The following is a 13,139-nucleotide window of genomic DNA, read 5'->3' on the forward strand; positions in this document are numbered from 1 at the left end:
GTACACCGGGCCACCGTCAAACGAGATCGAAGGCCGCTCACGCTGGCTCGGCCGACGCCGCAGGCTCCTGCGAGGCCTTAACTTCGCCGTGCACCACAGCCAGGCTGACCCCGACGCCACGGGAGATCTCACGCAAAGACTGACCTTCGGCATGACGGGCCAGGATCACGCGGCGCTTGTCAGCATCGACCACCCGCGGCCGTCCACCCTTTCGTCCGCGGCGAGCTGCGGCGTCCATGCCGTCGCGGGACTTGCGGGCGATGTCGCGGCGCCGGTCCTCGGCCAGTGCAAGCGCCAGGTCCAGGATCAGGCTGCGTTCGGTGTGCTCCCCGGCCGCGATCCCGTGCAGCACCTTCACCTGGATCCCCTGCTGGAACAGATCGTTGAGCACGATCAGCCCCTCGAGCAGGTTGCGGCCGAGCCGGTCGGCCTCCTGCACGGTCAGCAGGTCGCCGGGGCGTAGGTAGTCGAGGGCGGCTCGAAGGCCAGGCCGGTCGGCGACCTTGATGGTGCCGCTGACCTTCTCCTCGAACACCTTCACGCAGCTCGGGTCGAGGTCGTCGTGCTGGCGCGCGGTCTCCTGTTTGCTCGTGCTGACCCGGACCAGACCCACCAACGCCATGAAAACCCCTCCGCCCGTTCAGGAAACGTGTTCGAGGACCGGGCATGAGCCTCCCTGTATCCGAACGGGTTTCCGAACACCTGCCCCTGCGAGTCCGTCGACGATGCCCGGCCGCGGCGGGGGTGTTCGGTAAACGTTCGTTTTCCGAACATGGGTCGGCGGTCTCGACGGCCAATCCGATCGCCAAACAAGCTTTGGTGCATGGTTTTTCGTCATCTCTCGTGGTGGAGGGAGGATGGGTCGGGATGTAGCGGTGGCGCTACCGACGGCGATAGGAGTGGTTATGGAGATCGAGTTGGCGGACGCCGTCGCGGCGTTGCGTGATGAGTTGTTGACCGCGGCGGCGCAGGGCGCCGGTGCGGGGTTGAACTTCGAGGTCGGGCCAATCGAGTTGTCGTTCGAGGTCGAGTTGCGTCGTGACGCGTCGGTCAAGGCCGGGTTCAAGGCGTGGGTTGTCAACGGCGAGGCCAAGGCCGGGCTCGCGTACGCCCACACCCAACGCGTCACCCTCACCCTGACCCCGAAGAACCCGAGTGGTGGGGGTGTGCTGGTCGGTAGTGACCAGCAGCAGCGGGTGCCGGGTGCCGAGGACGAGCGCTACGAGCCGTAGCCCTGAGGGCCGGGGCGTTGGCCCCGGTGGCGTGAAGGAGGCGTTGGGCGGTGCGGTGGGAGCAGTTAGTCGGTGTAACCGGTGCGGGTGGCGCGGGCTCGGGGTATCTGATCGCGCCCCGGCTTGTGCTGACTTCCGCACACGTGGTCGGTGAGCACACCACCGAGGTGACGGTGATCCGGCCCGGACGCCGCGGCGAATACACCGCGTCGGTTGCCTGGTGCGGGCGCGGGGACGGCACGACCGACGCCGCCCTGGTACAGATCGAGGACCCCGCGTGGGAACCGCCGCGGATGCGGCCGGTGATCTGGGGTCGAATCGTCACCCATCAGCCCGGGATCGCGTGTCGCACCTGGGGTCTCCCGGATTTCGCCCAGCGCAAGGGCAGGGCCACCGATACCGAGCAGCCGACCGGCACGCTCAACCCCGGTGACGGCTACGGTCACCGCCACATCCTGCACCTGAACGAATACCCACCCACAGCGGTGGGAGAGTCGCCGTGGAAGGGCATCTCGGGGGCGGCTGTCTACTGCGGGTCCTTGTTGACCGGGGTGGTGGCTACCGATCCTGATCACCGCGGCCACGCCGCGCTCGGTGTGGTGCCGGCCTATGTCCTGTTGGCCCAGTCCGGGTTCCGGGAGGTGCTCGAACGACATTGCGGCCCGGCCGGGTTGGAGTGGGCGCCGGTGGAGTTGCAGGATCTGGCCGATCACCAGTCCCCGACCCGTGCCGCGACGGTAGCGGGCACGCCGGCGACGTTGCTGACCGCGCGACGCGCGGTGGTCGAGTTCCGTGGCCGTCACGATGTGCTCGCCGACCTGCGCGCCTGGGCATCCGAGCCTGGGGTAGGTATGTGGTTGGTGCACGGTGCGGGTGGGCAGGGCAAGACCCGGCTGGCTCACCAGCTCGGTACCGAACTCGCCGCGCAGCGGTGGTCGGTGCTGTGGCTCGATCCGGCCGTCGATACCGCGGAAAGACTGCGGGTGCTCGGGCAGGTTGTGACCGAGTTGCTGGTAGTGATCGATTACGCCGAAGCACGGGTGCCGCAGGTGGGGATACTGTTGACCGAGCTGGCCGCCCATGTCGGGGACCGGCCGGTCAAGGTGGTGCTGTTGGCGCGCACGGTCGGGGAATGGTGGACCCAACTGGCCGCGACCAGTGGCACGGTCGGTGACATCACCGCCCGCACCCGCCATACCAGCCTGCTGCCCCTCGATGACGACATCGAATCCCGGCATGCCACCTACCGCGCCACCATGTTGGCGTTCGCGGGCGAGCTTCCCCGGCTCGCGGACCTCGGCGGAGTCGAGTGGTCGCGGGCCGCTACCAGCGTGTTGACCCGACCGTATCGAGATCTCGGGGACGGCACGACGGTGCTCGGTGTACAGATGGGGGCCCTGGCCGACCTGCTCGACACCCACCACCCCACGACGACGCCCGTGACAGGTCAACACAGTCTGGAAGACCGGATCCTCGAGCACGAATACCGCTACTGGACCGCCACCGCCACCCGTCACGACCTCGACGGGCTAGGACTCGCCACGCTCAAAGACGTCTTGGCGGCCACGATCGTGCTCGGCGCCACCACCAACAAGGAGCTCGGACGGGTACTCACGCGGGTACCGGATCTCAGCGACCAGCCGCGACTGGTCCACACCAGGATCCGGGACTGGCTGATGAGCCTGTACCCCGGCCAGAGCGCCGGTGTCTACGCCGGGCTGGAACCCGACCGGCTCGCCGAACAACTCGTGGGCAGGTTGATGCTGCACCCGACCCGCGACTGCGTCATCGAATACTTCGCCGCCACCACCGACAACGAAGGCGAAGCCGAGCAGCTGCTGACCGTCTGCACCCGCGCCGCCGCACACCCCACCCTCACCGCCACCGCAGACATCCTCACCGCCTGGTGCGTGCGGTGGCCCACCCTGCACGTGGCTGCGGTCCGAGTCGCCACCCGGGTCGAATACCCCGAACCCCTGATCACCGCACTGGACCAGATCGCCGCCATCCCCGGCATCCCAGCCGATACCCTCGCCGCCCTACATAGCGCCATCCCACTCAAGACCCGCGTACTCGCCGCTACCGCCACAACCCTCACTCACGCTCTCACTGAGCACTACCGCCACACCGGCAACCAACCACTCCTCGCGGCCAGCCTGAACAACGTCGCGATCCGGTTAGGGGAGCTGGGCCGCCGCGAGGAAGGCCTCGCCGCGGCTGAGGAATCCGTAAAGATCCGACGGAGGCTGGCCGAACACCACCCCGACACCTACCTCCCCGACCTCGCAAAGAGCCTGAACAACATCTCGGTCTGGTTGGGGGAGCTGGGCCGCCATGAGGAAGGCCTCGCCGCGGCCGAGGAAGCCATGGAGATCCACCGGGGGCTGGCCGAACACCACCCCGACACCTACCTCCCCGAACTCGCGATGATCCTGAACAACGTCACGAACCGGTTGAGAGAACTGGGCCGCCGCCAGGAGAGCCTCGCCGTGGCCGAGGAAGCCATGGAGATCCACCGGGGGCTGGCCGAACACCACCCCGACACCTACCTCCCCAACCTCGCAAAGTGCCTGAACAACATCTCGGTTGTTCTGGGGGAGCTGGGCCGCCATGCGGAAGGCCTCGCCGCGGCCGAGGAAGCCATGGGGATCAACCGGAGGCTGGCCGAACACCACCCCGACACCTACCTCCCCGACCTCGCGACCAGTCTGAACAACGTCGCGGTCTGGTCTGGGGAGCTGGGCCGCCGCGAGGATAGCTTCACCGCGGCCGAGGAAGCCATGGAGATCTACCGGGGGCTGGCCGAACACCACCCCGCCACCTACCTCCCCAGCCTCGCAAGGAGCCTGAACAACGTCGCGGTCCGGTTGGGGGTGCTGGGTCGACGGGAGGAAGCCCTGACCGCGACCGAGGAAGCCATGGAGATCCACCGGGGGCTGGCCGAACACCACCCCGCCGCCCACCTCCCCGACCTCGCGACCAGCCTGAACAACGTCGCAATCTGGTTGGGGGAGCTGGGTCGCCATGGGGAAGGCCTCGCCGCGGCCGAGGAATCCGTAAAGATCTACCGGAGGCTGGCCGAACACCACCCCGCCACCTACCTCCCTAACCTCGCGACCAGCCTGAACAACGTCGCAATCTGGTTGGGGGAGCTGGGTCGCCGCGAGGAAGGCCTCGCCGCGGCCGAGGAATCCGTAAAGATCTACCAGGGGCTGGCCGAATACCACCCCGGCGCCTACCTCTCCGACCTCGCGACCAGCCTGAACAACGTCGCGGTCGTTTTGGGGGAGCTGGGCCGACGGGAGGAAGGCCTCGCCGCGGCCGAGGAATCCGTAAAGATCTACCGGAGGCTGGCCGAACACCACCCCGACGCCTACCTCCCCGAACTCGCAAGGAGCCTGAACGACGTCGCGGTCGTTTTGGGGGAGCTGGGTCGCCGCGAGGAAGGCCTGACCGCGGCCGAGGAGGCCATGGGGATCTACCGGTTGATAGCTGACCGCCATCCGGCGGTGAATGGCGCCGACGTCGAACGAGTGCAAACAGTGCTCGAATGGTTACGGTCCACCCCCGCGGGAAACGAACCCGATTGACCGGACTACCACTTGGCACCGCAGAACGCGGTGCCGTACTGCGCCAGCACGGGCTGTGCTCAGCGGCGTCGAGCGCGGGGCCGGTCCGGAAGCGGTAGAGGCGGCAACACCGGTGGGGTTGTCGACTGGCCCTCGGCCAGCGGATGAACTTCGCCGGTGAGCGCCGACAGCGCACCCGCGACTTCGTGGACGCTGGCCCGAACATAGGTCAACGTTGCCCCACCGGGGGTGTACTGGATTGCGTGCGCGGCATACGCCCGAGCGACAGCGAAGCCGAAGTTCCGTTCCACCCAGGTCAGCACCGTGTGCCGCAGCCAATGCGTACTGATCTGCTGTGTCGCCACCCACCGCAGCTCACGCCCCGGCTCGCATCCACAGGTGGTCATACCGACGGCGGGAGATCGGGCGACCGTGCCGGTAGCGCAACAACTGCTCACCCGGCGCGGCGCCCCGATCGCACTGGGCGGTGAGCATCGCCAGCAATGTCGACGAGACCGGCTGCCAATGAACCGTGCCGCCTTTCCCGCGTAGCTTCACCAGCCGCTGCCCTGCATCCAGGTCCGAGGGCCGCAGCGCGAGCGCGCTACCGGTGCGGCACGCGGTCTCGAGGTGCAGGCGCAGCAGCAGCGCGTCCAGTTCGGTGTCATCACCGGTTGTGGTCACCGCCTCGATGATCGCGCCGAGGCGATCGGCCGTGATAGCGCCGCGTGGGCTCGGAAGCCGGCGCGGCCTCGCCAGCTCCGTGGCCGCGTTGACCGTTTGGACATAGCCGTTGCTGGTAGCGTAGCGGTACAGGTATCGCAGTGCACCGACCATGTGTTCGGCAGCTGACCGACCGTCGCGGGAGTTGCGGCGGTACACCGCTCGCGCGCGGGTCTCCTCGACCAATGCCTGCATCTCCAGCGTCGTCGGGTCGTCGATGGGCCGCGAACCCCAGTCCTCGCGCAGTCGTTGCCAATACGGCCGGTAGGTCCGCAACGTTCCCGCCCGGACCGTCGGGATGACGCGGGCGATGTACTCGTCGAATGTCGGGACCGGTCCGGGATTCGATCTGGATACAAGATCTTCGGCCTGCACGCCGAGCTGTTCGAGCAGACGTCGCGCGATGTCGTGCGGAGACTCGGTCATCGCCGCCTCCGGACCACTCGACGGATTCCGCCGCGGTCGCTGTTCCTCACGGCCGAGCCGGGATCGAGAAGAGCATGAACGAACATCGGACATCCTTTCTGCCCGATCAACGGCTCTTCCACAATCCAGTAGACCTGAACTCGACCGCTCGCGCTACCAACCCGCCGAGGTCGCCGACGTCGCAGACCGGTAATACGCACGCGCACTGCTGAATTGCCGTCGCCGATCATCGGTCGCCGCACCTGGGTCGGCTCCGACCGCAATTCCGCTTCGCCCCAGCATCAATCGAAGACGTGCATCACGCCACCCGCCCAACACCCCGCACAACATTCCGCTGCACCGCCCCACGCAGCCCACACACCACCACCACTCTCACGCCACCTCCCCATCCAAAATCCACTCTCCGCCCCCTCAAAACAAACGATCAGACATCTTGCATCTCAGGGTTCTTCGGGTTTCTCAGGACCGCAGGCCGGACACAATTCGATTACGGCCGGTGTAGAAAGTTGTCCAGAGTTGTCCAAAGTTGTCCTGAACGATTCGGTCATTTCAATTGCCCCTTGCGGCAGTCGAATTCATGGGTGCTTCATAGAGACATGGTCGTGACAATGCACAAAGTCGCCGCCGGTGGCGGCTACGAGTACTACATGCGGAAAACCGCCGCCAACGACACCGAGCGTGGGCGCGCCTCCCTGTCGCAGTACTACGACGAGCACGGCGAGGCTCCCGGAACCTGGTACGGCACCGGCCTGTCCGCACTCGGAATCGACGAAGGCTCGGAGGTCACCGGGGACCAGATGCGGAATCTGTTCGGGGAAGGGCTACACCCGAACGCCGAGGCGGTCCGCGAACGCACCGAAGCTCAGTACCTCGACCTCGGAGTCCGGCCCGCCGAAGCCGCCAGGCGAGCAGAAACGGCAACCCGGCTCGGCAACAGATACTCGATCTACACCTCGGTCTCCGAGTACCGAAAAGCCAAGTCCCAGGCATACCGCGACTACAACACCAGCGTGGGAGCCTGCGTAACCGCCCACATCTCTGACGAGACCCGCGCCCGCATCCGCACCGAGGTCGCGACCGCTATGTTCACTACCGAGTACAAACGCACGCCCCTGGACGCACGCGAACTGTCCGGATGGATCGCCAAGAACTCACGCCCGGACCGCACCGCGGTCGCCGGCTACGACTTCACCTTCAGCGCGGTCAAGAGCATCGCGGTGTTGTGGGCGATCGGCACACCCGAGATGCAGACGATCATCGAGACCGCCGTCCGCCGCGCGGCCATCGACGCATTGACCTTCGCCGAGGACGACGCTCTGTTCACCCGACTGGGACGCAACGGTGTCCGGCAAGTCGACGTGGAAGGCATCATCGCCTCCACGTTCCTGCACCGCGACTCCCGCGCCGGTGATCCCGACCTGCACCTCCACGTCCTGGTGAGCAACCGCGTCCGGACCCGCGACGGCAAGTGGCGCACCATCGACGGCAAAGTACTTCACGAAGGCGGCGTCACGATGTCGGAGATCTTCGACACCCGCGTCGAGCACCATCTGGAAATCGCGCTGGGAATCCGGTTCGAAACCCGCCCCGACCGCACCGCCGACCAAGTCCGAGTCCGCGAAATCGTCGGCGTCCCCCTGGAATTGATCCACCACTGGTCCCGGCGCGCAGCCGCGATCACCGACCGACTCGACACCCTCACCGCCCAATGGCAGACCGAATTCGGGCACGAACCCGGACCAGGTCAGGTGCACCATCTGGCCCAACGCGCCACCCTGGAAACGCGGCCCAAGAAGCATGCTCCGCGTTCCCATGCCGAGCAACGCGCCACCTGGCGGGCCGAAGCCGAAGCGCTACTGGGCGGCCCCGATGCCGTCGACGCCATCATTCCCCGCGTCCTGGCCGCCCCACACACGCCGCGTCCGGTACCGGATCGTGCGTTCATCACCCACGTCGCCGACCAAGCGCTGGCGGCGGTCTCCGAGCGCCGCGCGACCTGGCGCGAGTTCAACCTCCGCGCTGAAGTCGAACGCCAACTCCGCGGCAACGTGGCCCCCGACGACTGGTCACGCGTCGCCGAGGAGGTTGTCGAACAAGCACTCTCACCGACCTCGGCCATCGCCCGCGGCGACCCCGATCTGGCCGAGCAACCCGACCTGAGGGCGGTCCCGACCTGGCTGCGCCGCCGGGATGGCACCTCGATGCACACCCGCGCGAACTCCCGGATCTACACCACCGAATCCACACTCGCCGACGAAGCCGAACTCATCGCCCTCTCGGTCGAACCCGGCGGACGCACCCTCGACCCCGGATACGTTGCACTCGCGGTCGCGGATTACAACACCGCACACCCGGATCGGCCACTGAAGCCCGGCCAGATCCGCGTCATCGAATTGTTCGCGACCGCCGGACTGCGCGTACACACCGCCAACGCGGCGGCCGGAACCGGAAAGACCACCGCCATGGAAGTCCTCACCACCGCATGGGAATCCGCCGGAGGGACCGTGCTGGGCATGGCACCCACGGCCGCCGCCGCGTCCGTGCTGGGTGAGTCGATCGGCACACGCGCCGAAACCGTGGACAAACTTCTCCACGTCATCGACCGCCACGACAGCGACACCGCGACCACCGAACACCCGCCGGTCCTACCGCAATGGGTACTCGACATCGACGACACGACACTGGTCATCGTCGACGAACACATCACCCTCCCGACCGTCAAACGCCTGCAACTGCTTCGGTATCTGACCGCGCGAGGCGCGACCGTGCGATGCATCGGCGACGACCAACAGCTCCCGGCGATCGACGTCGGTGGCGTCGACGCCGACATGGCCGACGCCTCACCACAACAGACACCGACCCTTTCCGAGGTGGTGCGGTTCCGCCAACGAGGAGAAGCGCTCGCTTCCAATGGCCTCCGCGACGGCGATCCGACCGCACTCGCCTGGTACCTCGATAACGGTCGAATCCACGCCGGACACCTCGGCAGCGTCTACGACGACACCTACCGAGCATGGGCCGCCGACACCGCCAACGGCTCCGACGCGGTCATGCTCGCACCCACCCACGACATCGTGACCGAGTTGAACGTCCGTGCCCGCGCCCACCGGATCGCCCACAGCGACCTACCCATGGGCACGGCCGCCGACCCGCATGTGTTCCTCGGTGACGGGTTGGTGGCGTCAGCCGGCGACACCGTGCGCACCCGCCGCAACGATCGCCGACTCCGACTGGGAGACCACGATTGGGTCCGCAATGGCTACACCTGGACCATTCGCCAAGTTCATTCCGACGAGTCGGTGACCGTCGAGCGGCGCGTACACGGGCGCGATACGGCAGCCGTTGTGCGCTTGCCGGGTGAGTATGTGCGTGAACACCTACACCTGGGATACGCCACCACGATCGATTCCGCGCAAGGCATCACCGCGGGTTCCTGCCACGTCGCCCTGTCCGGGCGCGAGTCACGCCAACAGTTCTACGTCGCGATGACGCGCGGACGCCACACCAACCACGCCTACATCGCCACCGCCCTCGACGGCGCCGAAGGCGACATCTACACCGTCGCCGCCCAGTACCCCCGTACCGCCGTCGAACATCTGACTCACATCCTCGACCGCGACGGCACCCGCAAATCCGCCCACACCGAACTCCGCGACGCCCTCGACCCCGCCCGCCGCATCGGCCACGCCGTCGACATCTACCTGGACACACTCGGCATGACCGCCGAACACGCCATCGGCACAACACGACTCGACACCATCGACCGAACAGCCGAACACCTCGTTCCAGGACTCACCGACAGCGACGCCTACCCGGTCCTACGCCAGCACCTAGCAATGATCGCCCTCAGCGGAGCCGACCCGATCGCCGAACTGCGCACCGCCATCGCCTCACGCGAACTCGACACAGTGACAGACCCCGCCGCCGTCCTGGACTGGCGATTGGACACCACCGGCAACCACTCCGCTGGACCCGGCCCGCTGGCCTGGACGCCGGGACTTCCCATCGCCACGACAGACGCCGCCGATCGCGGCACCCTCGCACCCGTGCAAGCGCGAGAACGGATTGTGGCCGAACTCGCCCGACAGGTCAGCGACACCGCGCGCACCTGGACACCCGGCACAGCGCCCAAGTGGGCGCGACCGCTACTCGGGCGAGACCCTGAACTGCTCGCCGACCTCGCGATCTGGCGTGCCGGACTGCACGTGCCCGAGGCCGATCACCGCCCGACCGGACCTACCCGACACCTCGCGATCGAACGCGCCCATCAACAACGGTTGCAACGCCGCATCGTCGAGGTCGACGGCAACGCCCATCTACCGCAACACCGGTGGGCAGCGACCGTCGACCGCATCGACCCCCGCATCAGCGCCGACCCGACCTGGCCCGTGGTCGCCACTCACATCGATGCCGCCGCCAAAGCCGGAATCGAGATAGAACACCAACTCGCCGAGGCCGGCCGCACCCGCCCCCTGCCCGACGAGATGCCCGCGGCCGCGCTCTGGACACGTCTGGAAATAGCCGACGCTGACCTCACCGCCCCCGACCAGGCCGAGGACACCCAGGAACCCGACCTTGCCGGTCGAGCTATCAACGATGCCGTTGACCTCGTACTCGGCAGCATCTACGCCGAGTACGACTGGGAAGACGACAGCATCAACGAGTTCGACGGGAACAACCATCGCCACCACGACCCCGGCCACGGGGTCGACTGGTAGCACAGCCTTCGCCCGGTCTGGTTGAGTGAAGGCTGTGGTTTCGACGAGCACCATCACCAGCGTTCGCACCTTCGACGGCCTGCACCTTGCCGCCACACTCGTCACCGCCGACCGGCCAACGGGAAAAGCGGTCGTGATGGTGCACGGTGGTGGCGTCACCCGCGAGGAAGGAGGGTTCTTCACCCGGCTCGCAGAGGGCCTCGCCGACGCGGGCATAGCCTCGCTACGGTTCGATCTTCGCGGTCACGGCGACAGCGAAGGTCGGCAGGAAGAACTGACTCTGTCGACCATCCTCAACGACATCCGCGCCAGCCTCGCCGCCGTCAAAACCGCCACAGGTGCCCATGATCTCGCACTACTCGGTGCCAGCTTCGGTGGCGGCATCTGCGGGTACTACGCCGCAAAACGGCCAGCGGACCTCAGTCGACTGGTGCTGCTGAATCCGCAGCTCGACTACAAGAAGCGCACCATCGACACACGCGACTACTGGACCGACGACGTCATCAGCGACGAAAAGGCCGATGAGCTCAACGCGACCGGAGCCATCCAATTCACCCCAACGCTGAAGCATGGTCGGCCACTGCTCAACGAAGTCTTCTGGCTGAAGCCGAACGAAGTCCTCGGCGACATCACAGCGGACACCCTCATCGTGCACGGCAATGCCGACACATTGGTCCCGATCGACGGGTCCCGCAGCGCCGTCGACCAGTTCACCGCGCCCGTCGAGCTGGTCGAAATCGATGGATCCCAACATGGATTCGCCGTCCACGACGATCCGCGATACCTCGACCCGAGAAGTATGGAGTACCAGGCTGAAGTGATCCGAATCGTCGCGGACTGGCTGGCGAACTAGCCAGACACTTCGACCGCTTCGCGGAGCTGCTGGACTCCCGGGCGGTGATCCCACGGGGCCAGCGTCCGCAATACGTCCGCCACGACTTTGAACGTTCGCTCCGACCGGGTCTCGATCCCTACGGCGACCGACCTGATTGCGACGGCAGCAGCCTCGTCCGGTTCACCGCTGAGTGCAAGCGCCTTGGCCTGTCGCGCGCTGAAGAAGCCGGCATCGCGCCGGGACAATCCACCAGCCGTCAGCACCTGCCCGAACAGTTCCGACGCCCGCTGCGGTTTGCCCGCCTCGGTGTAGCACACCGCAGCGCGCACCCGCAGCGTGCTCTCGTCGAAATTGCTGACCAGTCCGCGGTCATCGGCACCATCGGCCTGCGCGAGGAGTTGCTCTGCAAGACCGATGCACTTCTCGACCGCTGCGACTGGTTCACCAGTCATTGCGAGCCCCAGTGCTTCCTGCTGCACGGCTTGCGCCTGCACTCGAACGGGGAGCTGCCACGGCCCCTCTTTCGCGGCCCGCGCGAGCCCGAGCAGGGTCCCTGCGTCGCGTGAGTCGTATGCCATCTCGGACCTTTTGAGCAGGACGTATCCCTGCATGGGCAAGCTGCCTGCAGCCTGGGCCCATTCCATCGAGCGGTCGTACAGGAATGTGGCGGTCACGGGGTCGTTGAGGTCGCGGTACAGCCAGCCCGCGAACTCCGCGCCGTCGGACCCGACGGCCAGCAGCTGCCGACGCAGTTCGGCCGGAACGTCATTGCTGTGCCGTCGAATTGCGCCGACAACCGCGAGCGTCAGCGGCAAGGCCTCCGCTGGGCCGAGGGAACCGTCGTCGGCTTTGCAGCGTGCAAGCTGGGAACGGAAGAACTCCAGAATGGAGCCATCGAAGTATCGCCGGGCGCGGTCCATCGCCAGGCTCACTCGCTCCAGATCGTCACTTCGGCTGATCGGCGGGATACCGGTGCCGTCGCTCGCCAACCAGTGTGCCAGCGCTAGCGCATCAGTGGGTTTGAGCGCCGGGGGAGTCGCACGTTTGGGCGACTGATGGCGGCTTCTCCATGTGTCCTCGCCTTCGGCCACGATCTCATTGAACCGCACCCGATCCTCTGGGGTCGTGTGGCGCAGATAGACCGTGTCCAGGATCGCCTGCTTTTCCGAGCGGGGTTTCACCCTGCTCAATCCCGAGCGCCAGTTGTTGACCGTGGTTGTTTCGACGCCCAGCAACGCGGCGAACTCCCGGATCGACTTCCGCATCGCCTCCTGCAGCGCCGCTGCTTCAAACCCTGTCCAGCCCCGCCCTCGAATCATCGCCGCTACCTACGTCTCCAGCCGCTGACCTGGGAAATGCACACGATACGCCTACGGTACCCCTCCACTACGCGGTTCCTGGCGATGCCACCGAGCACCCACGATGGAGAACAGAACCAACACAGGGGACCAGCGACGAATCAGCCGACGCAGCCCCATCCCCGCAGGACGCGTTAGCAGGAGGCCCGAATGAGCCACCCCACCAGGCAGACTCCCGAACCCCGACCCGGCGGTAGCGATCTTTCACAAGTGCTCGCAGGCCTGGAGTACCTCGGACTGATCCGGTCGCTGCCGCTGCCGCTGCCGCTGCCGCTGCC

At 66.7% G+C, this 13,139-nt stretch carries 7 protein-coding genes; 4 read left to right on the forward strand and 3 right to left on the reverse strand.

What is annotated here, in order from left to right; all coding sequences use genetic code 11:
- Positions 1–37: 37 nt before the first annotated feature.
- On the reverse strand, positions 38–622 hold the full coding sequence (locus AB0H56_RS06445) for a recombinase family protein (RefSeq protein WP_357158160.1): 585 nt from the start codon (positions 620–622) through the stop codon (positions 38–40).
- A 283-nt stretch (positions 623–905) separates the two neighbouring features.
- Between AB0H56_RS06445 and AB0H56_RS06450 the strand changes: the two genes are divergently transcribed.
- On the forward strand, positions 906–1,232 hold the full coding sequence (locus tag AB0H56_RS06450) for a trypco2 family protein (protein ID WP_357158163.1): 327 nt from the start codon (positions 906–908) through the stop codon (positions 1,230–1,232).
- Between the two features lie 50 nt (positions 1,233–1,282).
- Complete coding sequence (locus AB0H56_RS06455) at positions 1,283–4,822, forward strand: tetratricopeptide repeat-containing protein (protein WP_357158166.1); 3,540 nt, start codon at positions 1,283–1,285, stop codon at positions 4,820–4,822.
- A 354-nt stretch (positions 4,823–5,176) separates the two neighbouring features.
- Here the strand turns inward: AB0H56_RS06455 and AB0H56_RS06460 are convergent, their stop codons facing one another.
- Positions 5,177–5,899, reverse strand: a complete 723-nt coding sequence (locus AB0H56_RS06460) for a tyrosine-type recombinase/integrase (protein WP_357158169.1) — start codon at positions 5,897–5,899, stop codon at positions 5,177–5,179.
- Positions 5,900–6,510: 611 nt separating this feature from the next.
- Between AB0H56_RS06460 and mobF the strand changes: the two genes are divergently transcribed.
- The gene (gene mobF, locus AB0H56_RS06465; RefSeq protein WP_357158171.1) at positions 6,511–10,668 is read left to right on the forward strand and encodes a MobF family relaxase; all 4,158 of its coding nucleotides are present in this window, start codon (positions 6,511–6,513) and stop codon (positions 10,666–10,668) included.
- Between the two features lie 34 nt (positions 10,669–10,702).
- A complete protein-coding gene (locus AB0H56_RS06470) occupies positions 10,703–11,521 on the forward strand; it encodes an alpha/beta fold hydrolase (RefSeq protein ID WP_357158174.1) in 819 nt (272 codons plus the stop codon).
- Here the strand turns inward: AB0H56_RS06470 and AB0H56_RS06475 are convergent.
- Positions 11,518–12,768 (reverse strand): hypothetical protein, encoded by a 1,251-nt coding sequence (locus AB0H56_RS06475; RefSeq protein ID WP_357158177.1) that lies wholly within the window; start codon positions 12,766–12,768, stop codon positions 11,518–11,520. The two genes, AB0H56_RS06470 and AB0H56_RS06475, sit on opposite strands and share 4 nt — an antisense overlap.
- Between the last annotated feature and the right edge of the window lie 371 nt (positions 12,769–13,139).

The organism is Nocardia sp. NPDC050717, assembly GCF_040654275.1.
Taxonomy (GTDB): domain Bacteria; phylum Actinomycetota; class Actinomycetes; order Mycobacteriales; family Mycobacteriaceae; genus Nocardia.

What these genes read in the sequence shown, in the direction of transcription:
- AB0H56_RS06445 (WP_357158160.1), bottom strand. Translation starts at nt 622, where the DNA reads ATGGCGTTGGTGGGTCTGGTCCGGGTCAGCACGAGCAAACAGGAGACC.
- AB0H56_RS06450 (WP_357158163.1), top strand. Translation starts at nt 906, where the DNA reads ATGGAGATCGAGTTGGCGGACGCCGTCGCGGCGTTGCGTGATGAGTTG.
- AB0H56_RS06475 (WP_357158177.1), bottom strand. Translation starts at nt 12,768, where the DNA reads ATGCGGAAGTCGATCCGGGAGTTCGCCGCGTTGCTGGGCGTCGAAACA.